This is a genomic window from Adlercreutzia sp. ZJ242, from assembly GCF_011038995.1.
In the GTDB taxonomy this organism is placed as follows: Bacteria; Actinomycetota; Coriobacteriia; order Coriobacteriales; family Eggerthellaceae; genus CAAEEV01.
This window is the reverse complement of the sequence record NZ_JAAKEE010000002.1, coordinates 60,314-83,785: the sequence shown is the minus strand read 5'-3', so window position 1 is coordinate 83,785 and position 23,472 is coordinate 60,314. Positions and strand designations below refer to the sequence as shown.

Annotated in this window: 20 protein-coding genes; 1 reads left to right on the top strand and 19 read right to left on the bottom strand. The window is 65.0% G+C overall.

The annotated features are described in order from the left end of the window. Positions 1–13 precede the first annotated feature (13 nt). The 4 genes from G7Y49_RS01155 to G7Y49_RS01140 all read right to left on the bottom strand — a co-directional run bounded on the left by G7Y49_RS01155 (position 14) and on the right by G7Y49_RS01140 (position 3,100). Positions 14–547 carry a hypothetical protein gene (locus tag G7Y49_RS01155; RefSeq protein WP_165170403.1) on the bottom strand — a complete coding sequence of 178 codons (534 nt, stop codon included), beginning with the start codon at positions 545–547 and terminating at the stop codon, positions 14–16. Between the two features lie 22 nt (positions 548–569). Then, positions 570–773, bottom strand: a complete 204-nt coding sequence (locus tag G7Y49_RS01150) for a helix-turn-helix transcriptional regulator (protein ID WP_165170401.1) — start codon at positions 771–773, stop codon at positions 570–572. Positions 774–1,436: 663 nt separating this feature from the next. Continuing rightward, entirely contained in the window at positions 1,437–1,910 is a 474-nt protein-coding gene (locus G7Y49_RS01145) for a zinc ribbon domain-containing protein (RefSeq protein ID WP_165170399.1), read from the bottom strand. 527 nt (positions 1,911–2,437) lie between these two features. Next, positions 2,438–3,100, bottom strand: a complete 663-nt coding sequence (locus G7Y49_RS01140) for a TetR/AcrR family transcriptional regulator (RefSeq protein WP_165170397.1) — start codon at positions 3,098–3,100, stop codon at positions 2,438–2,440. Positions 3,101–3,615: 515 nt separating this feature from the next. Between G7Y49_RS01140 and G7Y49_RS01135 the strand changes: the two genes are divergently transcribed. Continuing rightward, positions 3,616–3,882, top strand: coding sequence for a hypothetical protein (locus G7Y49_RS01135; protein ID WP_165170395.1), 267 nt, complete (start codon positions 3,616–3,618; stop codon positions 3,880–3,882). Positions 3,883–3,888: 6 nt separating this feature from the next. On the opposite strand, the gene G7Y49_RS12440 is transcribed toward G7Y49_RS01135, so the two are convergent. From G7Y49_RS12440 to G7Y49_RS01060, 15 genes are all read right to left on the bottom strand, one after another. Continuing rightward, a complete protein-coding gene (locus tag G7Y49_RS12440) occupies positions 3,889–6,561 on the bottom strand; it encodes a DEAD/DEAH box helicase (RefSeq protein ID WP_206214500.1) in 2,673 nt (890 codons plus the stop codon). A gap of 725 nt (positions 6,562–7,286) precedes the next feature. After that, positions 7,287–8,615 carry a CynX/NimT family MFS transporter gene (locus tag G7Y49_RS01125; RefSeq protein ID WP_165170392.1) on the bottom strand — a complete coding sequence of 443 codons (1,329 nt, stop codon included), beginning with the start codon at positions 8,613–8,615 and terminating at the stop codon, positions 7,287–7,289. A gap of 160 nt (positions 8,616–8,775) precedes the next feature. Then, positions 8,776–9,336, bottom strand: coding sequence for a hypothetical protein (locus G7Y49_RS01120; protein ID WP_165170390.1), 561 nt, complete (start codon positions 9,334–9,336; stop codon positions 8,776–8,778). A 123-nt stretch (positions 9,337–9,459) separates the two neighbouring features. Next, on the bottom strand, positions 9,460–9,819 hold the full coding sequence (locus tag G7Y49_RS01115) for a 4Fe-4S dicluster domain-containing protein (protein WP_165054481.1): 360 nt from the start codon (positions 9,817–9,819) through the stop codon (positions 9,460–9,462). Continuing rightward, the gene (locus G7Y49_RS01110) at positions 9,819–12,194 is read right to left on the bottom strand and encodes a molybdopterin-dependent oxidoreductase (protein ID WP_165170388.1); all 2,376 of its coding nucleotides are present in this window, start codon (positions 12,192–12,194) and stop codon (positions 9,819–9,821) included. The genes G7Y49_RS01115 and G7Y49_RS01110 overlap by 1 nt, the downstream gene beginning before the upstream one ends. A 282-nt stretch (positions 12,195–12,476) precedes the next feature. Further along, on the bottom strand, positions 12,477–13,967 hold the full coding sequence (locus tag G7Y49_RS01105) for a helix-turn-helix transcriptional regulator (protein WP_165170386.1): 1,491 nt from the start codon (positions 13,965–13,967) through the stop codon (positions 12,477–12,479). A 98-nt stretch (positions 13,968–14,065) separates the two neighbouring features. Further along, the gene (locus G7Y49_RS01100) at positions 14,066–14,497 is read right to left on the bottom strand and encodes a hypothetical protein (protein ID WP_165170384.1); all 432 of its coding nucleotides are present in this window, start codon (positions 14,495–14,497) and stop codon (positions 14,066–14,068) included. A 156-nt stretch (positions 14,498–14,653) separates the two neighbouring features. Beyond that, complete coding sequence (locus G7Y49_RS01095) at positions 14,654–16,108, bottom strand: nitrate/nitrite transporter (protein ID WP_165170382.1); 1,455 nt, start codon at positions 16,106–16,108, stop codon at positions 14,654–14,656. A 61-nt stretch (positions 16,109–16,169) separates the two neighbouring features. Further along, positions 16,170–17,228: an amidohydrolase family protein gene (locus G7Y49_RS01090; RefSeq protein ID WP_165170380.1), complete on the bottom strand. Its 1,059-nt coding sequence runs from the start codon at positions 17,226–17,228 to the stop codon at positions 16,170–16,172. A 113-nt stretch (positions 17,229–17,341) separates the two neighbouring features. Next, the gene (locus tag G7Y49_RS01085; RefSeq protein WP_165170378.1) at positions 17,342–17,521 is read right to left on the bottom strand and encodes a hypothetical protein; all 180 of its coding nucleotides are present in this window, start codon (positions 17,519–17,521) and stop codon (positions 17,342–17,344) included. A 161-nt stretch (positions 17,522–17,682) separates the two neighbouring features. Next, positions 17,683–18,027, bottom strand: coding sequence for an oxidoreductase (locus G7Y49_RS01080; protein WP_165054510.1), 345 nt, complete (start codon positions 18,025–18,027; stop codon positions 17,683–17,685). A 27-nt stretch (positions 18,028–18,054) separates the two neighbouring features. Beyond that, positions 18,055–20,442, bottom strand: coding sequence for a molybdopterin-dependent oxidoreductase (locus tag G7Y49_RS01075; protein ID WP_165170376.1), 2,388 nt, complete (start codon positions 20,440–20,442; stop codon positions 18,055–18,057). A 579-nt stretch (positions 20,443–21,021) separates the two neighbouring features. Continuing rightward, positions 21,022–22,434: a sodium-dependent transporter gene (locus G7Y49_RS01070; RefSeq protein WP_165170374.1), complete on the bottom strand. Its 1,413-nt coding sequence runs from the start codon at positions 22,432–22,434 to the stop codon at positions 21,022–21,024. A gap of 349 nt (positions 22,435–22,783) precedes the next feature. Continuing rightward, positions 22,784–23,125 (bottom strand): hypothetical protein, encoded by a 342-nt coding sequence (locus G7Y49_RS01065; protein WP_165170372.1) that lies wholly within the window; start codon positions 23,123–23,125, stop codon positions 22,784–22,786. Beyond that, positions 23,085–23,450, bottom strand: coding sequence for a hypothetical protein (locus G7Y49_RS01060; protein WP_165170370.1), 366 nt, complete (start codon positions 23,448–23,450; stop codon positions 23,085–23,087). Before G7Y49_RS01060 ends, G7Y49_RS01065 begins: the two co-directional genes overlap by 41 nt. Positions 23,451–23,472 lie beyond the last annotated feature (22 nt).

The following is a 23,472-nucleotide window of genomic DNA, read 5'->3' as shown; positions in this document are numbered from 1 at the left end:
GGCCAGCTGGGGGCTACTCCTCCTCTTGCTGGGCGAGACGGTCCTCACGCGCGCGGTAGCTGCGCCAGGTGAAGTACTGCACCACCATGAACAGCGTGCCGAACATGCCGAACATGAAGACGAACATGGCGATGTCCCCTGCCCAGGTGACCCCGCCCCAGCCGAAGAAGGCGACCTCGTTGTAGAGGCGCCCGCCCACGGCGGCGATGCAGATGAGGGCGGTGACGCCGAGGGTGGGGGCGATGGCGCCCGTGTCGAGGAAGCTTCTCGCCTCCAGGTAGCGCAGCGAGTCGCTGTAGATGCCGCGCCTCGCCATGAGGAGCGCGACGAGGGTGCAGGCAGCCACGAGGAAGGCGAGCTCGAGGGAGCTCGTCGCAAGCGGGGTGCCGTCGGCGTCGGTCTGCGCCAGGTAGTTGTAGCGCGTGAAGACGTCGAAGAGGATGCCGAACGCGAGCACGTAGAAGCCGGCCTTGTAGATGGGGCCGAGCTGCGCGGATACGCGCTCGTCTTTGGGCGAGGGGGTGAAGAGGTGCTTGAGGGTGTTCATGGGGATTCCTTTCATCGAAATATCACTCTTCCCAGAAGAGCTCGTCGAGCGTCTTGTCGAGCGTCTTGCAGATGCACACGCACAGGTTGAGCGTGGGGTTGTAGCTACCCGACTCGATGAGGCAGACGGTCTGCCGCGTGACGCCCACGGCAGCGGCCAGCTGGGCTTGCGAGAGCCCTGCCGCGCGTCGCGCCTCCCTGAGGCGCACGTTCTTGGTTCCTTCCATGCAGTTCCTTCCTGCGCATCGCGCGAACGAGCTTCAGCTTGCAACGAGATGGAACTTGGCAAGGCACAATGAGCGCTCCGTTGCACCTTGCCAAGCTCCAGTCCACGGTGATACGTCGCTTCGCTGTTGCCAGTTCTCAACTTCCAGCGGCGTGTCCGCTTTGCTGACGCCTGACCCTGTTTGCGATGACGTGCCGCTTCGTTGGCGTCAGGTTTCGGCCTGTGGCAGGATGTTGGCTTCCCCTGCGGGATGCCTCTGATCTCTGCCGGGCTTGATGTCGGAAATATATGACATTTCGAAATATGTGTCAACTATATCTGACAAATTGTTTTCAGGATTCCCTCATCCTTCAGTGCGGACTCATCTCTTTTCATGCATCTCGTATTCCGAAAAGAAGAAGGCGCCCGCCGGCTAAGAAGCCGACAGGCGCCAAATTCAGGGCGGCTTTAACGGTTGCGTTTCGCAAAACACGTTTCGCAAAACGTGTTTTGCTGGGTACGATTCGCGAAACTCAATCTGCTAAACGCGATCCGCAGATCACTATCCTCAAAGCGGAACGCTGGGTTGTAGCTCGTGAATCGCGACCCGCAATCACGATATGAGAAGCGCGTTTCGCGAAACGCAAAGCGGGTTGCGGATTGCGGGTCGTGCGTGTGCTTGGGATTAGGCGGAAGCGCCCTCCTCTTGCCAGCGCTTGAGGTGGGGGAGGATGGCTCCCATGATGGAAACGGCCTCCTCGTAGCTGACGTGGGTGGACTCCATCATGTAGGGCGCGCAGCGCTCGATGAGGTCGTCCATCGACTCCTCGCCTTGGAATGCGCCGTTCTGGTAGCACCACGTGCAGTACTCGTCTGACGCGCTTCCGTCGGCGTTGGTCCCGTGCGTCTCGGGATCTCCGAAGAATCCCATGCCGCAGCTCTGGCAGTACCCGTCGATGCTCTCGGGTGCCTCCACGAGGTGCATGAGCGGCACGTCGAGCGTGACCGCGATGAGCTTGCACATGTCGATGCCGGGTGTCGTCTCGTCGTTCTCCCAGCGTGACACGGCCTGCCGCGTGACGTAGAGCTTGCGCGCCAGCTCTTCCTGGGTGAGTCCGCGTGCCTTGCGATGCGTTGCGATGGCGTTTCCGATAGCCATGGGGGCTCCTTTCGTGAGAGTGCCCTCACATTCAACCATGATATGCGGCATACGTAAAGCAACGCGCTGTTGCGTGGCGGGCGTCGCATGCAGGTTGCTGCAGCCTGCGGGCCGTTGCCTCACCTCGCGCGAACGAATGTTTCACGTGAAACATTCGCGGATGACGAGTTAAATCCAGGGGTAGCTTTTCCGAAAGGTAGCGAAAGGTAGCAGTAAGCACCCTTTTGATCCAACCCCAAGCCTAAGCGACGTATCACGCAACGTGTCGCGCAAGACGCATGACGCTCGTTTCGTATGTGAGAAGGCGTACTCCAATGAACGAACGAATGTTTCACGTGAAACATTCGCGGATGAGCTGGTGCGCTGCATTTGCGGCAACGCACGAAGAGAGGCAGATCAGGATGGCAGAGCATGATGAGCGTCGTGTCGGGGTAGCGTACATGAGTGCTGCGTCAGGGCAGCGTGCAGAAACGAAGCGAGGAGGTGATGCGGTGGACGCTGCGTCAGGTACTGTGGCGGGTACTGTGTCAGATATTGCGGTGAGTGCTGTGTTCAGCGCGGTGGGCTCGCTCGAAGGCGCGCAGGATCGCTCTCAGGCGCGGCATGGCCTCGGTCCACGAGAGGTTCTGGCTGAGGAGGACGAACGCAGCGCCGTGGAGCTCATAGGCGGCGAGGCGCGCGTTGCACTGCGCGAAGAGTCCTTGGGATACCATGCGGTCGAAGAGCGTAGTCTGCAGGCGCAGGGGCTGCTCGATGAATACGGCTTGGTAGAGCTCGCCTGCGTGCGGGTCCTCGAACTGGTTGACGGTGAGCATCTTGCGCAGGCAGATGAGCCCGGCGTCTTCGAAGAAGGGACGGTAGCCGGTGAAGATCACAGCTTCGAGTTCGTCGTCGCTTTGCGCGAGAGAGGATGCGGGATCGATGGCCGCCTCACGGGGTGCGCCGACCTCATGGGGTGCGCTGTCTTGGTCGGAGAGATCTTGGAGGTGCGCGAGCTCGCGTTCGATGATGGCTTCGAAGATGGCGCGCTTGCTCTTGAAGTGGTTGTAGAGCGAAGCGTCCTTGACGCCGACGCGCGTCGCGATGTCCTTCACGGTAGTGGCGGCGAACCCCTGCGTTGCGAAGAGCTCCATGGCGGCGTTGAGGATGTCGTTGCGCGTGTCGCGGGCGGGTCCTGCTGGTCTCGGCATGGTGACGTTCCTCTCGTTACGATTCGCAAAACACACGATAACTAGTAAGGACTAGTATAAATATAAAATAAGTAAACGCTAGATATAAACGTAAAAATGCTGGCATATGCTGGTAATAGCGATGTGAGCTTTAAGGATAAGCAACCTTGTCCCAGATGTTTCTAACCAAGTGAATGCTCGTATATTGATATAAGCTAGCAATTACTAGTTAAATCCAAAATGAAGTGCGATAACCGATGAACGACAGCCAATGAGGTAGCGCGCTGGCGGTCGTTCTGATGTGCGGCCGCTCGATTATGCCGCCAGACACAGAGGCCATGCTGATGCTTCAGTCCCTTGTCTCGTGCGGAGACGCTGCGGGCTGTTGGCAGGACGTAGCTACGTGCGCAGGCGGCGGCGCGAGACGAGGATGGTCGCGGTCTTGTGGACGAGGGGGCCGGGCGTGCGTAGGCAAAGGGGGCTGCGTGTGATATGATCGCGCTGATGTCCCCGAGCAGTTGAAGGAGGTGGGGTGCATGTCGAAGAAGCGACGCGCGGACGCGCGCGGCAACGCGAACGTGGTGTGGCGGCAGTCGGCTGAGGAGGCCACGCTGGCGAAGAAGCCGCGCTACAACGGGTTCGCTTGCGGGCATGGCGCGCAGGGCGACGTGAAGTACAACCGCGCACGTGCCAAGCGCAGCTGGCGCGACCAGATGAGACAGGAAGGAGCCCCGCGGGGCTCCTTCCCTTGTCTGCGGATGAGTTCGCGTCAGTTGGCGCGAACTTTTTACCAGCTCGCGTGACGGGCGCTACTTGATGCGCGTGTACTTCTCGCGCAGCTTGCGCTCGCCGAACGCGCGAATGCCGTTGGGGTTCGCGGGTGCGCCCGCGTCGCGCTTCGGCTTGCTCTTGCCCGCGTCGTGCTTCTTGGGGCCCTGGTAGCCTTGCCCGTCGCGGCTGGCGAAGCGACGGGGCTTCTTGTCGAAGTCGCGTCCGCCGCGCCCACGGTCGTCAAAGCGACGCTCTCCGCCGTGGCGCTCGTCGCGGCCCTTGAAGCCGCCCTTGCGGTCGTCGCGATCGAAGCGACGCTCCCCGCGGCGCTCGTCCTTGCGGTCGAAGCGACGCTCGCCGTCACGGCGGTCATCCCGCTTCTTGCCGGCGAACCCGCCGCGACGATCATCATGCCTGCGGTCATCGCGGCCCTTGAAGCCGCCCTTGCGGTCATCATGGTCGAAACGACGTCCGCCGTGCTCGCCTTCGCGCTTCTTGTCGAACCCGCCGCGACGGTCATCGCGCCTGCGGTCGTCGCGGTCGAAGCGGCGCTCGCCGTCACGACGATCGTCCTTCCGGCCGAACCCGCCCTTGCGCTCACCGAACCCGCCGCGCTTCTCACCGCGGTCGTCGCGGCCCTTGAACCCGCCCTTGCGTTCGTCGCGGTCGAAGCGGCGCTCTCCGCGGTACTCGTCCTTGCGGTCGAAGCTGCGCTCGCCGCGGTGCTCGTCCTTGCGGTCGAAGCGGCGCTCTCCGCGGCGGTCGTCCCGACGCTCGTCGCGTCTGTCGAACCCGCCGCGCTTCTCGCCATGCTGGCGGTCGTCGTGTTCGAAGCGCCTCCCGTCGCGGCGTTCGCCGCGCTCGAAGCGGTCGTCGTGGCGGCTGCCACCGCGGTCGTCGCGCCTGCGGTCCTCGCGGGGGATGATGCCCTTCTCCTCGAGCATGCGGCGCTCGCGGCGCTCCTCGCGCTCCTCGCGGGCGCGCTCGCGCTCCTCGCGGGCGCGCTCGCGCTGCCAGTCGAGCTCTCCCTTGTAGCCCTTGCGCTCGCCCTCGGAGCGCCTCGGCTTGCGCTTCTTCTTCCCCTTCTCGAGGATGGAGAGGTCGAGCTCGTAGGTCTCCATCGGCATCACGGGGATGTCGCGCCCGATCAGGTCCTCGATCTCGCGCAGGATGCGGCGCGAGTTGGCGCTCACGAACGAGATGGCGTAGCCCGACTCGCCCGCGCGGCCCGTGCGGCCGATGCGGTGCACGTAGTCCTCGGGCATGTCAGGCAGGTCCAGGTTGATCACGTGGTCGACGCCGACCACGTCGATGCCGCGCGCGAGCACGTCGGTCGCCACGAGGATGTCGGTGCGGCCCTTGCGGAACGCGTCGAGCGCGCGGCGGCGCTGCCCCTGCTTCTTGTCAGAGTGGATGGACTCGGCGGTGAAGCCGGCGTCGATGAGCGCCTGGGCGCACTCCTCGCAGCGGGTCTTGGTGCGCGCGAACACGATGACGCGCTCGTGGCCCTTCTCGCGCAGCACCGCCTCGAGCAGCGCCTGCTTCTCCCTGTAGGGGACCGGCATGATGAACTGCTCGACGGTGGCCGCCGTCTCGCCGCGGTGCGCGATCTGCACCATCACCGGGTCGTGCAGAAGCGAGCCGAGGTTCTTCTCGATGGACTGGTCGATGGTGGCGGAGAACAGAAGCGTCTGGCGCTCCTTCGGCAGCGCCTCCACGATGGTGGTGACGTCGGGCAGAAAGCCCATGTCAAGCATGCGGTCGGCCTCGTCGAGCACGAGCGCGCCGATCTGCGTGAGGTCGACCACGCCGCGCTCCATGAGGTCGCACAGGCGCCCGGGCGTGGCGATGAGCACGTCGGTGCCGCCCTTGATCTCGCGGATCTGCGGGGCGTAGGGCGTGCCGCCGTAGACGGTGGTGGCGAAGTGCCCGGTGGCGCGCGCCACCTTGATGCAGGTGAACGCGATCTGCTGCGCGAGCTCGCGCGTGGGCGTGACCACCAGCACGCGCGGGGCGCGCTTGCCGCGGCCGGCGCGGGGCAGGTTGCTCAGAAGCGGCAGCAGGAAGGCGGCCGTCTTGCCCGTGCCCGTCGAGGCGGCGGCGATGAGGTCGCGGCCCTCGAGGACCACGGGAATCGCCTGCTCCTGCACGGGCGTGGGGTTCTCGTAGCCGAGCTTCTCCACGGCGCGCAGGGCGTCCTCGGACAGCCCCAGGTCAGCGAAGGTGACGGCGACGTCGACGTCGGCCTCCTCGGTCTCGGCCGCCGCCTCCTCGGGGTCGAGCTCGTCGAGGTCCGCCTCGTCCTCGGCGTCAGCGTCGGTGAGGTTGTCGGCGTCGGTGGCGTTGTCGTCGGCGTCGGCGAAGCTGTCGGCGTCAGCGGGGTCGTCGCTGTCGGCAGCTTCGATGGCGTCAGTGGCGTCGCTGCCGTTGTCGATGGAATCAGAGTTGGATTCAGCTTCGGGAGTCGGTTCAGTCGCAGCTTCGGCAGCCTCGGTAACCGGTTCGGCTGCGGTCTCAGCAGCAGGTTCGGTCGCGTTCTCAGCAGCAGGTTCGCCAACTTCGACCTCGGTTTCGGCCTCAATCTCGGCTGCGGCCTCCGCTGCCGGCTCGACCTCGACCTCGGCCGCGGCCTCGACTGCGGCCGAGGTGGCAACCTCGGCGGTCGCTTCGGCAGCCTCGCAGGTCAGATCCTTCTCGATAGGTTCAGTCATGGGGGAGTTGCTCCTTCTCTCTCATGACGCACGTGCCCAGGGCATGCGACGGGCGCGGCACAGCGCCGCCCCGCGTGTTCGCAGGCTTGGTGATTGCGTCGTTTCTCTTCCGGTCCGCGTTTGCGCGGCGCCGTCGCACCCATCCCCGTGGGGTGCTCTTTGCTTTACTCGAGCCGCTTTCTGAAATCTGCAAGCGAGGGCGGCTTCCACATGGCCGCCTGAGCGTGAAGAGAAACGAGAAAGAATTTCGCGTGAAGCAGCCGACTAGTATGAAGGAAGAATCAGGCGCGCGAGGCGAGAAGGGGAAAATCGCGCCGAAAGTCCCCAAATCTCCACGATCAAGGCATCCCTTCCATGCCACCTTGGGCAACGTACCTTTCGCATGCCGCCTGGGTAGCGTCCCTTCCATGCCATCCTGGTCAACGTGCCTTCCTACGCTGCTCTGGTCAAGGCACATTCCCATGCTGCCCCGAGCAGCGCATCTTCCCGCGTCGTCCCAGGTGGGAGAATGCCCCTTTATGTCATCCTGAGCGGAGCGCCCGCAGGGCGCGGAGCCGAAGGATCTGGTCGCGAGGGGAGCGTGCATGCGAACGCACCGCGCCCGGGAAGGCGACTCCATGTTGCATAGGATGACATAAAGGGGGCGCTTCGCTCGCTCGGTGACGTGCGAGGGGGGCGCCGGAGTGGCAATCGCCCCCGCTTCGCCCCCGTCTCGTGCTTTTGTCCTATTTGTCCCGCACGGGGCTGTCCTTGCCGGGGCGGATGAAGAAGGCCGCCACCAGCATGATGATGCTCAAGGGGATGATGGTGTAGAGGCATGCGTCCCAGTAGGTGGCGCCGCCGTCGATGAGCCCGCCGTAGATGGGGCTGAAGCAGTTGCCGATGCACTGCGCGAACTGCAGCACCGCCATGCCCATCGTGGCCGCCATGGCCGACTTGTTCATGATGGCCGGCGCCAAGGGGCGCAGGCCGCCGCCGCCGAAGCCGGCGCAGATGCCCATGAGCACGATGCCCGCCCACACGAGCGCCTCAGAGCCGGTCTGGAACATCAGGTAGAAGCAGAACAGGTAGAGCACGGCCACGCCCATGGGGATGATGCGCTTCATGCGGTGGGGGAGTCGCGCCATGATGCCGCCGCCGACGGGATTGGCAACCAGGCTGATGCCGGTGACCACGGCGAGCCCCAGCCCAGCCGACGCCTCGGTCCAGCCGTAGCCGGCTGGCGGCGCGCTCTGCAGGAACGTGGACAGGTACGTGTTCACGATGCCGGTCTGACCGGCGATGAACACCACGAACACCAGGCCGAGAAGCCAGATCTGCACGTTCTTCAGCAGCTTGACGCACTCGGCGAACGTGCCCTCCACGTTATAGGACGCGCCTTCGCCCTCCGGCACGCGATAGCAGACCCAGAACAGCACGAGCGCTGCCGTGGCGAAGGCCACCACGAACCCGAACACGCCCTGCCAGCCGAAGGCCGCGGCCAAAGGCGGGCAGATGAGGGAGTCGAGCGTGATGGACAGCGGCACCCAGCAGCACCACAGCCCCAGCGCGATGCCGCGCGTCTTGTCGGGGAACCACAGCGTGATGAGCGTCGGGGCCGACACGCCCGCAAGGCCGATGCCCGTGCCCTCCAAGAAGCGGCCGAGCATCATGGTGAGGGTGTTGTCGCCGCCCGCGATTTCGATGAGGCCGCCCGCGATCACGCCGAGGGCCGACAGCGCGATGGTGTTGCGCAGGCCCAGGCGCCGGCAGATGAAGGCGGCGGGGAAGGCCAGCACGATGCCGATGAGCGACACCATGGTCATGAGCATGCCGAAGCCGCCCGCGTCGAGCCCGAAGCAGCCCTCGGGGCTCACGCCGGGAATGTAGATGAAGTACAGGGGGATGGATACGATCTTGAACTGCGCCATGGGCGCGGCGAAGCTGATGAGGAACGTGGTCAGCCAGATGACCCAGGCGTAGCGAGGCGTCTTCTCCTCCTTCAGCGTGATGTTGGACTCGGCTATGGGGCGAGGCTTTCTGTTGTTGACGACGGAGCGGTCTTTCTCCTCCATGATCCCCAACCTTTCTCTTTTACGTATGCGTTACAGATACAGGCGTTGCTTTCTCCGCGTGAGGTGCGCCTTCGCGTGCGCGCTTTGAGCCGCAGGTGGCCCTTGCCGGCGTGCTTTGAGCCACGGGTGGCCCTTGCCGGCAGCAGCCGTCGTCGGCCGCCTAAAGGCCGCAGGGTCCCTCGGGCTCGGGGTTGTACGCCGGCTCGGCCTCGACCTGCCACTCCTCCAAGATGACGTTTCCCCGGTACTTGTACAGGCCGTAGATGCCGAAGAAGTCGTAGTCGGCCACGGTGAACTTGCCGCCGAGGGAAGTGACGAACTCGGCGGCCTTCTGGTTGAAGCCGTCAGCGGGAAACACGTAGAGGTTTGCGATGTTGTCGCGGCTTCCCGTCGGCGCGAGCATGACCGCGGACCCCATTTGGACGGGCAGGCCGTCGGTCTTCATGCGCAGCTTCTCGATGAGCATCTTCGGCTCGAAGAAGGCCAGCCAGTTGCGGCGGTTGAGCTTGGCGCACTCGGCCCACAGAAGCGTGCGCTTCTGGCTCTCGTCCCGGTAGACCTCGTTGAAGAACTCCTGGTAGGTGCTAGAGCGCTCAAGATAGGCGGCGAAGCAGGGCAGGATGTCGCCTCCTGCGGTCGCAAAGAGGAACATCTTCTGCAGGGTTGCGCGGTCGCCGACGGGGGAGACGTCGATCTGCGCCTTCAGCTCGTCTATCTTCATGAGGGCTCTCCTTCTCGGTGAAACTCGAGGAGGGGGCGTGAAGCGAACGCGCCCCCTCTCTTGTCCTCAGCCAAGCTCCGGGCCTGGCTGAGGACGGTAACAACGCGGTGAGTCATCGCGCCTTTAAGCGCAAGGCGGGACCCACAGGTACTGCTCGGACTTGTCGTCAAGCTTGCGTGCCAGCTCGTCGACGGGGCCGAACGTCATGCACTTGGCCTGGCAGTGGAACACGCACGAGGGGAGCTTGCCCTTCTCGAGGCGCTCGGCGCACAGGTCGCAGATGCGGGTGAACGACGGGATGAAGTCGTAGACGTAGCGGTCGGTGGGGTTGCCCTCGGCGTCCTTGATGGGCCACGGGCCGTTCTGCATGACCTTCACGCCCCACTGCTCGAGCGGCAGCTCGTGCTCGGCCTGGCAGGCTACCTCGCAGGAGTAGCAGCCGGTGCAAAACTGATAGTCAACCAAAATACCATTGCGTGCCATTACAGGTCCTCCTCGCTGCAGCGGTAGATCTTGCACAGAGTGCACTTCAGGTCGGCTCCGAAGCCGGTGCGGCCAGGCTTGTTCGCCAGGAGCTGATTGATGTTGGACTGGCGGAAGCCGTACAGGTTCGGCTCAGCGCCGTCCTGCTCGGGGAACCACCAGCCGTGCTGCGCGGCGATCTCCTTCTCGGACACCTCGTAGGTGATGCGGGCGCGCTGGCGGCAGCGGCCGCGGTGGTTCTCGATCCACACCCAGTCGCCCTCGCTGATGTTGTGCTCAGCGGCGGTCTTGGGGTTGATCTGCACCCACGGGTCGGGGGTGAGCTGGCGCAGGTACGGGATCTGGCGATGCTCGGAGTGGAAGAACGAGGTGGTGCGGGCGCCCGTGATCATGATGAGCGGGTACTCCTCGTAGAGGTCGGGCGTGGACACCGGCCCGATGCCCGGCTCCTCGATGTAGGGCAGCGGATCGTAGCCGTACGCCTCGAACAGCGTGGAGTAGAACTCGATGCGGCCGGTGGGGGTGTTGAATCCCGGCTGGCCGTCGGGGCGCATGAGGCCCTTCTCGTACTTCTTGTAGACGTACTTCTGGTACACCGGCCCCTGCTTCATGAGCTCGTGGAAGGTGAAGCCGGAGGGTTTGACGATCTCGTCGTACACCTCGTCCTCGGTCGCCCACGGCCAGGTGCGCTGCTTGCCTTCGGGGCGGTTGATCGCCTTGTTGAACTCGTCGTCGTTGTCGAAGTACTGCGCGAGGCGGCGGTTGATCTCGCAGTCGGAGAGCGCCTCGCCCTCGGCCGCGCACCCGCCGGTGATGGCGGACAGGAAGTAGTAGTGCGCGCGCACGGAGTGCTTCTCGGCCCAGGTCTGGACCGGCATGACGATGTCGGCGCAGGACTGGATGGTCGGGGTCATGAACACGTCGCAGGCTGCGATGAACTCAGGCTTCTTCATGGCCTTGTACCAGCGGTCGGTCTCGCAGCTCATGCAGGCGATGCCGTTGGAGGTCTGGATCCAGACGCCCTTCACGCCGCCGGCCTCGCACACCTCGAGGCACATGTCCGGCATGGCCTGGGTGAGGCCGTAGCGGTACATCGGGTACTCTTTCCAGCCGACGCGCTTCTTCTGCGTCTCCTCGTCGATGAGGTCGTAGATGCCCCAGGCGCCTGCGGAGGGCTGGTCGACGCCCATGGGGGCGGCGGTGTAGCACATGCCGCCGGGGATGTCGAGGTTGCCGGTGATGGTCCACAGCGCGGCGATGGCGGCAGCGCAGGGCGTGCCCTGGGACTGCATGTCGACGGCCAGGCCCCACACCACGTTGGCGGGGTGGGCGTTGGCGAACATGCGCGCGGCCTCGACGATCTTCTCCTTGGGGACCCAGGTCATCTTCTCGACCTCGTCGAGCGACAGCTCACGGGCGCGCGCCGCCAGCTCGTCGAAGCCGTAGGTCCACTTCTCCACGAAGTCGTGGTCGTAGAGGTCCTCGTCGACGATGACCTTGATCATGCCGAGCGCGAGCGCCGTGTCGGTGCCGGGGCGCAGCATCAGGTGGATGTCAGCGTGCGCGGCGAGCCAGGTCACGCGCGGCTCAACGGAGATGAGCTTGCAGCCGAGCTTCATGGCGTCGGTCACCCAGTGGCCCATGAAGAAGTCGGGGTTGGAGATGGTGGGGTTGCAGCCCCAGACGATGGTGCACTCGGGGCACACCCACTCGGGGTCGTCGTAGCGCAAGGCCGTGAACTGCGAGAAGTCGGCGATGAGCATGCCGCCGTACGTCATGATCATGAGCGACAGGCGCGGCAGGTAGCAGGCGGTGCCGGACAGGAAGCCGTACTCGTTGGGCGAGCCCATTGTGTTCGCGATGCGGCCGACCTGCCACTGGTTGTCGCGGGCGGTGCCGCGCAGGCAGTGGATGGAGTCGCCGCCGTAGGTCATCGCGATGCGGCGGAACTCCTTGTAGCAGGTCTCGAGCGCCTCGTCCCACGTGATGCGCTCCCACTTGTTCTCGCCGCGCTCCCCGGCGCGCTTCATGGGGTACAGGATGCGGTCGGGATGGAACTCGACCTGCTTGAAGGCCAGGCAGCGCGGGCACAGCGCACCGCGGTTGTACGGGTCGTCCGGATCGCCCTCGCACTTGATGAAGCGGCCGGTCTCCGGGTCGGAGTACACCAGCACGCCGCAGCCCTCGTGGCAGCCGGGGGCCGACCACACGGACGTGCGGGTGACGAGCATGCCGTCCTCCATGTACTGCCACTCGCCTGGATGCTTCCAGTCCTGCATCTCGGGTCGCTCGCCAGCGCCGAAGTTGAATTGGTTCTCCTCCTTGGTGGTGCCAATGTCGTCGCGGTCTTTGGCTTCGATTGTGGTTTCTACCATCGCAACTCCTCTCGTATGGTGCGCCCGGCGCAGAAGCTCCGGGCGATCCCTCGCGAGGCCGGCGCGGCGTCTTGCCCGCCAGCCTCGTAGCTGCGCGAGTGTCTGCCTCGCGCGGCTAGGGGAGCGCGGCGCCCAGGTGTCTTCCCTGAGCGGCCTCTCCCCCGAAAGGCTGCGGTGAGTATGGCACGCCCGCTGGTGGGCGCCATAGCCACATGAGTATGCAAAGAGAGGAATCAGTACGTTGGTATGAGGCCTTGAACTGGGAGGATGTGAAAAGTCCCCCTAGCGTCCCGCGATGTCCTTCGCGTCGAGGGGAAACTCCTCCACGAAGTCCATGAGCTTCTGCTGGGAGTGGATGTCAAGCTTGCGGTAGATGTTGTAGATGTGGCTCTTCACGGTGTGCGGGGAGATGGTGAGCTTCTCCTGGATGTAGGCGGCGTTCCGGCCCTTCGCCAGGAACTTCAGGATGTCGGACTCGCGCGGCGAGAGCTGGTAGAGCTTCGCCACGGCAGCGCAGCGCGCCGCGAAGAGCTCAGCCTCGCTCATCGACACGCTCACCACCGTGGTGGTCGCGTTCGCGCGGTCGCTCTCGTCCGGCGAGCTGCCGTCGACCTCGTGGTGGTTCTTCACGGGGAAGAACGCCATGACGGTGGCCACGAGGGCGACGGCCACCACGAGGCGGATGGTGGTGAACGCCCCGGCGTGCGCGCCGAAGGCCATCGTGGCCACCGTGGCTATGATCCAGCCGGCGGCAAACCCGAGCGCCGCGACGCACAGGCGCATCGGAGCCTGGCGGAACAGCGGGACGTCGCGCACCGATGCGCTCTTCTTCACGATGAACGCGTAGTTCACGCAAGTGAACAGCGCCCATGCGATCATCACCACGCACGAGCAGCCCAGCTGCATCCACCCCTCCAGAAACGGCGTGGCGATGCAGGCGGCCACGGTGACGAAGACGAGGATGCGCTGGATGGAGGTGATGCCGACCTCGTGGTGGAGCATGGAGAGGGCGGCGACGAGCAGTGCGCCTGGGAGCGCGAACAGAAGCCCTGTGAGGACGTAGGCTTGCCCGGAGTTGAACAGGTACACGAAGGTGAGCGCGAACACCACGCCGAACATGAAGAAAGACGGCTCGATCTCGGCGGTGAAGCGCCAGGTGTCGGACGTGGACTCGAGCGGCGCGCGATCGGCGTTGCCGTCGACGTGCTCGGTGGCGAACACGAGCAGGCCGACGGAGCAGAGGATGTAGACGAAGCTGAAGGCGGGCTGAAGGCTCTCGGGTGAGATGGCGGCCAGGCCGAACAACAGCACGCCGCCGCCGAACGCCAGCCCGGTGAAGCGGCCGTACTGGCTCGTTCTCAGGCGGCTGCACACGTCGAGCCACGCTACGCTGAAGTAGGCGAACGACAGCCCCGCGAGGAAGTTCACGGCGTAGATCAGGCCCAGCGGGACGAGCATGCCGCCGTACAGGGCGAACGCCATGAGGGGCAGGGCGACGCTGCCTATGACCCCTGCCGAGACGCAAGGCGGCGAGAACAGGTTGAACTGCGGCGACTTGCCGAGCGCGTGGAGGGCCACGTAGCCCGCAGGCGTGCCGACGAAGATCCACATCTGCGCGAAGTCGCGCGCGTCAACGGGCGCGCCAGGCGGAAAGTCGCAGAACAGCCAGTAGAACGACACGAGCGTCCAGCCCACGAACAGGGCAAGCCCCACCATGCCCAGGAGCTCCATCGCGGATACGCCCCGTTGTTCGTCAGATTCGACGTCAGCCATGCTTCCTTCCTCCCCCTCATGATAACGCCTCAAGGATTATAACCCAGGCAACGCCCTTGGGGTCCCCCTCGATTCTGCGGCAGGCAGGGGGAGACGCGCTACGCCTGGCCGGGAGGCTTGACGCCGCGGGAGGCGGCGAAGGCGGCGGAATCATCCATGCCGAACTCCTTGCAGGCTGCGGACACGCCTGGCGTGGCGCCCGTCGTGGCGTCGACCTCTCCGTCGGCTGCCTTCAAGGTGGCGAAGGGGGAGCGGGGACGTCGTGGCGTCCCGGGGGCGGCGGCAGCCCCGGGGATGGCAGCGGTCCCGGGGGCGGCGGCGACGGCGGGCGGCGCAGGGCTGCTCCCGTCGTCAAGCTTGCGGGCTGCATCAGCGAAGCTCGTGGCGCCCGTGCTCGCGTCGACGTCCTCGGGGCTACCGGCGGTGCGGGCTCCCGCTTCAACATCGGCGCTGGCTGCATCGGCGGCTATGAAGCATCGTCCGCATCCTCTGCAGGGCGCGCAGCGCGTGCCCCGGCGTGCCTCGGTCATGGTCGTCCTCTCTTCGCAGAAGCGCCCCAGCGAGTTGCGTGGCTTCGCTGGGGCGCAGGGGTCGTGCAAGGCGGGGCGCGCCGTATGGAGGATGGGCGCGCCCCTGACGGGCGCTGTTCGCCAGGGGCAGCGCCCGGGCAAGTGGCGGGCGGCGCGCTATGCGGCCGGCTTGCCCTCGGGCTTGCCAGCGCCAGCAGGCTTCTTAGCCGGCTTCACGCCGAGGCTCAGGATGATGCCCACGACGCCGACCGGCACGAGCGCCCAGAAGGCGAGCATCGGGTCAACGTGGATGCCCTGGCCGATGGCCTCCTGCACGGCGGCGCCGATGGCGGGGCCGAAGTCGGCCGGGGTGCCGCCGCCGGCGAGCACGGCGACCTTGGCGTTGATGGCCACGTTAGAGGCGGCGGTGAGGCCCTCGTTGAACGGGGCGAGCACGTAGCTCGTGGCGATCTGGCCGGCGTACTGGCCAAGCGTCAGCAGCGACAGGCCGAAGGCCACGGCAGTCTGGCCGCCCCTGAACACGAAGGTCGGGACGAGCGGGCGGCAGCAGGCGTTCAGCATCATGTTGCCGATGCAGAAGAACAGCACGTAGGGGATGAAGAACTCGGCCTTGAAGGCAAGCGCAGAGCAGATGGTCAGGCCGATGATGCCCACGACCACGCAGATGTACTTCTTGTCGCGCGGGGTCTTGTCCAGGATCAGGCCGCCGATGGGGGCCAGCGCGCCGCAGGCGCAGATCAGGCCGCCCCACAGGCCGGCGGTGGCAGCGTCCCAGCCGAAGCCGCCGAGCAGCTCAGGCGTCTGCAGCCAGGTCTTGAGGTACTGGGAGAACGCGTAGTTCATGTAGTTGAAGATCACGAACATGATGATGAGGCACCACAACTGGCGGCTCTTGAAGTACACGAGCACGTCCTTGAGCGGCTTGCGCTCGGGAGACACCTGGGAGCGCTCGTTCTCGCGCGGGGCGCGGAACAGCACGGCAAATGCGATGGCGACGACGACGATGAGCGCGCACCACGCCCACTGCAGGTTGTTCATGGACTGGCCGACGAGGTTGTAGACGCTGTCGTTCACGAAGTTCGACAGGAAGATGCCGATGGGTGCCCAGCATGACCAGATGGCCATGGCGCGGCCGCGCGTGGAGTCCGGGAACCAGATGGACACGCAGGTGGGGCCGGAGACTACCGTGGTGGACAGGCCGAGGCCGAGGATGAAGCGGCCGGCCAGAAACGCGTAGAAGTTCGAGCCGACCGTGGCGGCGCTGATCGCGGTGCCGATGATGGAGAGCGCGAGGCCGGCGAGCGTGCCGACCTTGGCGCCCCACTTGCGCACGATGAACGTGGTGGGAAGCGCCATGATGAGCGCGCCGATGGGCACGAGGCCCATGACATTGGACAGCAGGCTGAAGTTCGCCGGGTTCTGGAACAGCGGGTTGTTGGCCGCCAGCCAGTTCTTGAACACCGGGAACGTGATGCCCGGGAGCCACATCCACGCGAACACGATGGACACGGCCGCCAGCAGCGACACGGCGAGGCAGGCCCACGCGTACGACGGGGTCTTCTCTACGGGCTTTGCCGCAGCGCCGGCTGCGGCAGCGTTAGGATTGCTCATGATTCCCCTCCTTGGGAAGGAGGGACGCGCGTACGCACGCCCCTCGTTTTAGTTCGCGTGATTACAGCTTGAAGATGCGCGCTGCGTTGCCGCCCAGCATGAGGTCCTTCTCCTCCTGCGTGACGTCGAGGGCCTTCACCGAGCCTACCGAGCGGGCCATCCACTCGTAGAACACCGGGAACGAAGAGCCCAGCAGCAGGTGGTCGGCGCCGCATGCCTTTACGGCGAGTTCGAGCTGATCTTTGCTCCAGCTCATGGGATGTGTCATGTCGAAGTAGATGTTGTTCTGCAGGTAGCGGTCGTATGCCTCGCGGTCGACGTTGGTGGCCAGGCGGTTCATGGCCTCCTTCTTCTTCACCGACACGTGCGGGGCGAGCAGGTCCTTGAGCGCGAACCAGTTGCCGCCGAACATCGTGTGGATGAACTTGAGGTCGGGGAACTCGTCGAACATGCCCGAGTAGATCTCGCGGCCAACCGCGGCGGCCTGCACGTGGATGCGGCCGAGCTCGCGGCGCAGCGGCGTGTAGTCGGCGAAGTTGCTGAAGGCGTTCTGGCCGGGCGTATGGTGGATGACGCAGGGCACCTTCTTGTCGTTGAGCACCTTGAGGTAGGGCTTGAACAGCTCGTCGTCGAGGAACTTGTCGCCATAGCTGCAGGCGAACTGCACGCCGACCATGCCGAGCTCTCCCAGGCAGCGCTCCAGCTCGTAGATGTCCTCCTTGCGACCCCACGGCGGGAGCACCGCATTGGCGTAGAGGCGTCCCTCTGACTGGCGGCACATCTCGGCTGCCTGGTCGTTCACGATCTTGCACATGTCGAGCGGCAGCCACTCCTGCCACACCGGCATGCGCAGAAGGGCGATGTCGACTCCTACCTCGTCCATGGCCTTGAGCTTCGTCTCGAGCGTGTAGTCGCCCTCCACGTAGTTCAGGATGTCCTTGCCGTCCTCGGTGGCGAGCACGATCTGGTCTTTCGTGCCGTCGGGAGTCTTGCCCCGATAGGCTTTCAGGCCCATGGTGATGGGGGCGGAGTACAGAAACCCGTTGAGCACCTCTTCGTTGGTGAAGAGGTCGGTGGGCAAGAAATGCATGTTGATGTCGATGATCTTGTTGTCTGCCATGGATTCCTCCTTGTCGGGATGTGATGAGGGTGTGTTGCGAGAGGCGGCGGGGCGTCGGTCCTTTCGTGCCTCTCGCCTGATCGCGCGCCTTGCGTTGCTATTCGCCGCAGGCGCTACTTCTGGTAGATGTCGTTGATGGTATGGGTCTTCATCTTCCGCATGTTCTCGGAGCTGCGCACGCGCCAGTCGATGCGGCCCTGCTCGCGCTCGAGCGGGGTGACCGCGTGGCTGAACTCGCGCGGTGCGCGCACGTCAACGTGGTCGAGGCGCTCGACGATGTCTTCCATTCCCATGGTGTACCTTCCTCTCTGCGGGCACCTTGCCCGCTCGTTATGCGGGGCTGCACGGCCTGGCGCTTGAATTCGGCGCGAAGCGGGTTTGCGCAGCCCCTGGAAAGCCCGGGCGGCGGGGATGTGGGGGCCGCCCGGGCTGGTTCCCTGCCAGGGCGCGGGCCTTAAGCCTCGCGGATGCAGATGACGTGCTGCTTGGGGCTGGTGACCTTGCTCGCCAGCTCGGCGACGTCACCCCACTCCATGCACTGCGCTTGGCACATCTGCACGCAGGACGGCTTCTTGCCCTTCGCGAGGCGCTCTCCGCACAGGTCGCACCATTCGGTGAACTGGGGGATGAAGTCGTACTCGTAGTGCTTCTTGTCAGGCTCGATGTGGAAAGGGCCGAGCTTGCTGATCGTGATGCCGAACTCCTTCTCGGAGTAGCCCTTCTCCTGCTGGCAGGCCAAGACGCATGCCTCGCAGCCGGTGCAGTAGTTGACGTCAACCAGAATTCCCTGATAAGCCATGGTTTTCTCTCCTTTCGACTGCGGTGGTTAAGCCTTGTAGACCTTGCACATCATGGACTTGTAGTTGGAGCCGAATCCTGATACGCCCGCGTCGAAGGGAACGAGGTTGTTGATCTGGGACTCGAACACGCCGAACAGGCCGTCCATCTCGTTCTCGACGTTCTCCTCGGCCTTGTCTTTGCGCTCGGGGAACCACCAGCCGTGCTCGCACTGCATGACGCGCGGGTCGTAGGCGTCGTCGAACGCGGCCTTGTACTTGCACTTGCCGTGCTTGTTCTCGAGCCACATCCAGTCGCCCTCGGCGATGCCGTGCTTGGCGGCGGTGTCGGGGTGGATGTAGCACAGCGGGTCGGGGTGCAGGGCGCGCAGCTTCTTGATCTGGCGCTGCTCGGAGTGGAAGAAGTGCGGCACGCGCGCGCCGGAGGTCACCACGTAGGGGTACTCCTCCACGTCCTCGGGGGCGGAGTAGGGGCTCTCCACCGGCTCCACGTAGCTCGGCAGCGGGTCGAGGCCCGACCACGAGGTGTGGTGGAACACCATGGAGTAGATCTCCGCGCGGCCCGTCTCGGTGCGGAAGCCGAGGCCGCCGTCAGGGCGCAGGTCGCCCGTCTCGTACTTGCGGTACTTGAACTCAGGGTACTTCCAAGTTGCCTCGCGCAGCTCCTCCCACGTGAAGCCGCCGTCCTCGAGCGCGTAGTCCCACATCTCCTCGACGGTGTCCCACGGCCAGGCGATGTCGTTGTTCTCGGGCTTGATGGCGTCGGTGAGGAGCTTGCCGAGCTCGAGGAAGATGGTGTTGTCGGCCTTCGTCTCGCCGACAGGCTCGATGGCCTTGTTGATGCAGCTGATGCGGTAGGCGTTGAGGCCGCCGAAGCCGTTGCGCTCCTCGTAGGTGGCGGTCGGCAGCACCACGTCGGCAAGCGCCATCATGGTCGGGGTCATGAACAGGTCGGACACCACGCAGAAGTCGAGCTGCTTGTACCACTCGAGCTGCTGGATGGCCTGCGCGCCCATGGTGGCGAGGAAGTTGTTGGTGGTGATGTAGGCTGCGCGGATGGGGATCTCGCCGCGCTGCCACGCCTCGATGGTGGCGTTGGAGGAGAGGTTCTTGAAGCCCACGGCGAACATGGGGTAGCGCTCGATGCCGATGCGCTTCGCCTGCTCCTCGGGGGTCATGAGCTCGTCCCAGCCCCACGTGCCAACCCAGTTCGGCTGCTCAATGCCCCAGCACGCGTCGGCCATGACGTTGCCGCCCGGCACGTCGAGGTTGCCGGTGATGCACCACAGGGCGGTGATGGCGTGCGCCGCCTGCTGGCCGCCGGTCTGCTGGTCGAGGGCCACGCCCCACTGGATGGCCGCGGGCTTGGAGGCGGCGTAGGTGCGCGCCACGCGGATGACGTCCTCCTTGGCGACCCAAGCCTTCTCGCACAGGTCGTCGAGGTCCATGTCCGCCACGCGCTCGCAGACGGCTTCCAAGCCGTAGACCCACTTGTCGCAGAAGTCCTGGTCGTAGAGCTTCTCGTCGCAGATGACCTTGAGCATGGCCATGGCCAGCGCGCCGTCGCCGCCGGGGCGCACGCGCAGCCAGTCCTCGCCGGCCTTCGCCGCGATCCAGGTGAGCTTGGGGTCAACTACGGCGATCTTCATGCCGCGCTTCATGAGGTCGAGGATCCAGTGGCCGTAGAAGCCGTCGGCGTTGGAGTAGAAGGGCTGGTGGCCCCAGATGATGCAGTACTCGGGCACCACGTAGCGCGGGTCGTCGTAGCGCTCGGGGAGGAACTGCGAGCAGTCCATGACGCATGATCCGCCGAGCATGCAGGCCATCGACGCGATGCGCGGCAGGTAGCAGGAGTTGCCGGCGAAGTAGGGCACGCCCTCGTTCGGGGAGCCCATGCAGGCGTTCAGACGCGTCACCTGGTGGATGTCGCGTCCCGTGCCCTGGCACATGGCGATCTTGTCGGCGCCGTAGGCGTCGGCGACCTTCTTGAACTCGCGCACGATGATGTCATACGCCTCATCCCAGGTGATGCGCTCGAACTTGTCCTTGCCGCGGTCCTCGCGGGCGCGCTTCATGGGGTACAGGAGACGATCCTCGTGGTAGACGTAGTCGGGGATGCAGAGGCAGCGGCTGCACAGACGCCCCTGGTTGTAGGGGTCCTCCGGGTCGCCCTCCACCTTCACGAGCTTGCCGTCCTTGACGTAGGACAGGATGCCGCAGACGTTATGGCATCCCGGGGCGCTTCGCGCCGTGCCGCGGATGACGGTCATGCCGTCCTCCTCCCACGTCCAGGGCACGTCCGGCGTCTTGGCCGCAGGTGCGGCGGGTGTCGTGTCGGTCTTCTTCGGCAGGCGCGAGCCGCGCTTGTACTGCTTGCCGTTGGTCTCGCCCCAGTGGTACTCGACCGTGTCAGACATAGTTCTCCTCCGTTCAGTTTCGCTTCTGCTTCCTTCGGGTGCTTGCTCCTCGTTTAAGCCCTCTTTTCGCAGCGAGCGCGTTGAGGGACGCGGCCTGTTGCCTCCGTGCCCTTGACTAGGGATGCGCGGCATACGACGCTTCAAGTGCATGGGGGCAACAGGCCGCGCGCAGGAAGCCGCGGGGGTTTCCTGCCAACCCGATCGCTTCCTCGCGCTGCGAGCAGTGATTTCGCATACGAAGTTGAAACAATTCCGAGTGGTTGCAGGATAGGAGCCACTTTGCCGAACCGATCCCCCATGGGGAATGGAGCGGGCAAAATCAGCACGTTCGCATGAACGCGAATCCGCGCTCATGCCGTTGGTATGAGGTTTTCACCAGGGAAAATGTGTTTTCGGAGGCGAAGTGGGCACGCGGGCGCGCAGGTGGGGGCTCATGTCGGAATGCAGATGAAGCGCAGGCGCGCCCTCGCGTCCTACGTCCGCGCCTTATGTCCCGGGCCCCGCGCTTTTCGCTACGTCCTGGGTCCCGCGCTTCTCGCGCCCTGCGCCCTGGGTCCCGCGTTCCCGCGTCCTGCGCCCTTACGCCATTCCCGTCCAGAGCATGATCTTCGGCACGTACCCCATGACGAAGATGACCGCGATGAGCGCCGGCAGGCCGAAGGTGAGCCAGCCGCGCGCCCAGCGCGGGAAGCGGGCGCCTTGGCCCTTGTCGGCCTCGGCGAGGAAGTTCTCCCAGCCCCAGCCGCCGCGGCTCAGGCAGAACACCACGTAGAGCAGGCTGCCGAGCGGCAGCAGGTTGTTCGACACGATGAAGTCCTCGACGGACTGGATGTCGCCGATGCCCGGCACCGTCACGCCCGAGAGCACGTTGAACCCGAGCGCGCAGGGGAGCGACAGCACGGTGACCAGCGCCGCCGTGCGCGCGAGCGCCTGTTTGCGCGTGAGCCCCCACTTCTCCATGGTGAAAGAGATGAGGTTCTCGAACACCGCGATGATGGTGGAGAGCGCCGCGAAGCTCATGAACACGAAGAACAGCGCGCCCCACAGCTGCCCGAGCGGCATCTGGTTGAACACGTTCGGAAGCGTGACGAACACGAGCGCGGGCCCCTGGTCAGGGGCGACGGCGAAGGCGAAGCAGGCGGGGAAGATGATGAGGCCCGCCACGATGGCCACGGCCGTGTCGAGCGCGCAGATGCGGATGGCCTCGCCGGTGAGCGAGCGCTCGGGCCCGATGCGGCTGCCGAACACCTCCATGGCCGAGATGCCGAGCGACAGCGTGAAGAACGCCTGGCCCATGGCGGCGTACACCACCTCGCCGAAGCCGGCCAGGCCGCCGGAGAGCATGCGCCCGAAGTCGGGGATCAGGTAGAACGCGAGGCCCTCGGCTGCGCCGGGCAGCGTGACGCTGCGCACCACGAGCAGCGCCATCACGCCGAGCAGCGCGAGCATCATCACCTTCGTGATGCGCTCGACGCCTTTCTGCAGGCCGAGGCTGCACACGATCAGGCCGATCACGATCACGGCGAGCATCCAGCCCACGAGCTCGACGGGGTTCGCGAGCATGGAGGAGAACACGCCGCCGACGCCCGCGGCATCGAGCCCCGCGAAGGTGCCGGTGGCCATCTTCGCCACGTAGGCGAGCATCCAGCCGCACACCGTGGTGTAGAACATCATGAGCAGCAGGCAGCCGACGTACCCCCACCACGAGAACCAGTGCCAGCGCCGCGAGGGCTGCAGCGTGTCGAAGGCGAGCGCCGAGGTCTTCTGGCTGCCGCGGCCCACGGCGAACTCCATCACCATGACGGGCAGGCCGAGGACCACGAGGAACACGAGGTAGAGCAGGATGAACGCCGCGCCGCCGTACTCGCCGGTGATGTAGGGGAATCGCCAGACGTTGCCCAGGCCGATGGCGCAGCCTGCGCTGATGAGGATGAAGCCGAGGCGCGAGGCGAAGTGCTCGCGCGGTGCGTCGGTGGTCGTCTTGCCTGTCATGTGCCGTTTTCTTTCCTGCTTCGGGGCGTGCGGCAGGTGTGCCCGCGCGCCTTGGACGAAAATGCAAGTCCGTCCATTCTACCCGATCAGCCCGGCCCCGGGCGGCGGAAACTCAGCCTGTTGCCCAAGCGGACCGCGCGCAGTCGCCGACCTACTCACTGCCGCTCGGACAGCAGGCTCGTGCTCCTGTCATTCGGGCTTGAGGGGTGCCGGGTGCTCGCGGAGTGCGTGTGCCATGTCCGGAAGCTGATCTCGTCGACCTGCGCCCTTCGGCGACCGAGGGCTTTCTGGCGGCGACGAAGGCATCGGAGCCTGCGCGCTCGTTTGGACAATGACCCCGCTATCTGGGCTAGATTCGATGACGTTGCAACCTGCGAGAGCGCGCTTCGCACACGACGGTGTGGGTTTCGTAGAACATGCCGATGTTCGTGGTGTCCAGCTTCTGCACGCAATCGGGTAGCCAGTCAAGGTTGTCGTAGAGGGTCATGACGACTTTGAAGGCATCAAGATCGGAAAGGGCAGATGTTGACTGGTATCCTGACCCTTGCCGATGCTCAAACCCTAGATCCTTGAGTGCTGCTCGAATGGTGCTATAGGCGGTCGAACGTCCTGCTTCCCCGAACTTATCGCGAAGGCATTGCGTATCGAGGTCAAAGTAGAGCGCCTTGCGATGCGCGCTTGCGGGACTCATCCTGCCTCCTCTCTTCGCGCCAGCGCAGGAAGAATTCCTTGGCGTCCTCGACGCAATCCTCCTCAGGGTAGTCATCGCTGTTGTACCAGATCCACGTATCTACGTTGTCAAGGAGCCAGTCGGAGTCGTAGAGCGTGAACGTCGCGGTCATGAATCGCTCGAAGGCGCCGTCAGGCTCCTTTGCGTAGTAATACCCTTCGTCGCCTTTGACGAGTCCGTTCTCTTCGACGAACACCTCATCGACGACATGCTGCATCTGGTTGATGTCGTAGATCCCCTCGCGAATGACTTTATCGCGGTTGAGGACAACCTGCATTTTCTTCATGGATGCTCCGTTTCGCGTGGCT

Coding starts and splice junctions, on each gene's coding strand:
- G7Y49_RS01155 (WP_165170403.1), bottom strand. CDS start 547: ATGAACACCCTCAAGCACCTCTTCACCCCCTCGCCCAAAGACGAGCGC.
- G7Y49_RS01150 (WP_165170401.1), bottom strand. CDS start 773: ATGGAAGGAACCAAGAACGTGCGCCTCAGGGAGGCGCGACGCGCGGCA.
- G7Y49_RS01145 (WP_165170399.1), bottom strand. CDS start 1,910: ATGGCTATCGGAAACGCCATCGCAACGCATCGCAAGGCACGCGGACTC.
- G7Y49_RS01140 (WP_165170397.1), bottom strand. CDS start 3,100: ATGCCGAGACCAGCAGGACCCGCCCGCGACACGCGCAACGACATCCTC.
- G7Y49_RS01135 (WP_165170395.1), top strand. CDS start 3,616: ATGTCGAAGAAGCGACGCGCGGACGCGCGCGGCAACGCGAACGTGGTG.
- G7Y49_RS12440 (WP_206214500.1), bottom strand. CDS start 6,561: ATGACTGAACCTATCGAGAAGGATCTGACCTGCGAGGCTGCCGAAGCG.
- G7Y49_RS01125 (WP_165170392.1), bottom strand. CDS start 8,615: ATGGAGGAGAAAGACCGCTCCGTCGTCAACAACAGAAAGCCTCGCCCC.
- G7Y49_RS01120 (WP_165170390.1), bottom strand. CDS start 9,336: ATGAAGATAGACGAGCTGAAGGCGCAGATCGACGTCTCCCCCGTCGGC.
- G7Y49_RS01115 (WP_165054481.1), bottom strand. CDS start 9,819: ATGGCACGCAATGGTATTTTGGTTGACTATCAGTTTTGCACCGGCTGC.
- G7Y49_RS01110 (WP_165170388.1), bottom strand. CDS start 12,194: ATGGTAGAAACCACAATCGAAGCCAAAGACCGCGACGACATTGGCACC.
- G7Y49_RS01105 (WP_165170386.1), bottom strand. CDS start 13,967: ATGGCTGACGTCGAATCTGACGAACAACGGGGCGTATCCGCGATGGAG.
- G7Y49_RS01100 (WP_165170384.1), bottom strand. CDS start 14,497: ATGACCGAGGCACGCCGGGGCACGCGCTGCGCGCCCTGCAGAGGATGC.
- G7Y49_RS01095 (WP_165170382.1), bottom strand. CDS start 16,108: ATGAGCAATCCTAACGCTGCCGCAGCCGGCGCTGCGGCAAAGCCCGTA.
- G7Y49_RS01090 (WP_165170380.1), bottom strand. CDS start 17,228: ATGGCAGACAACAAGATCATCGACATCAACATGCATTTCTTGCCCACC.
- G7Y49_RS01085 (WP_165170378.1), bottom strand. CDS start 17,521: ATGGGAATGGAAGACATCGTCGAGCGCCTCGACCACGTTGACGTGCGC.
- G7Y49_RS01080 (WP_165054510.1), bottom strand. CDS start 18,027: ATGGCTTATCAGGGAATTCTGGTTGACGTCAACTACTGCACCGGCTGC.
- G7Y49_RS01075 (WP_165170376.1), bottom strand. CDS start 20,442: ATGTCTGACACGGTCGAGTACCACTGGGGCGAGACCAACGGCAAGCAG.
- G7Y49_RS01070 (WP_165170374.1), bottom strand. CDS start 22,434: ATGACAGGCAAGACGACCACCGACGCACCGCGCGAGCACTTCGCCTCG.
- G7Y49_RS01065 (WP_165170372.1), bottom strand. CDS start 23,125: ATGAGTCCCGCAAGCGCGCATCGCAAGGCGCTCTACTTTGACCTCGAT.
- G7Y49_RS01060 (WP_165170370.1), bottom strand. CDS start 23,450: ATGAAGAAAATGCAGGTTGTCCTCAACCGCGATAAAGTCATTCGCGAG.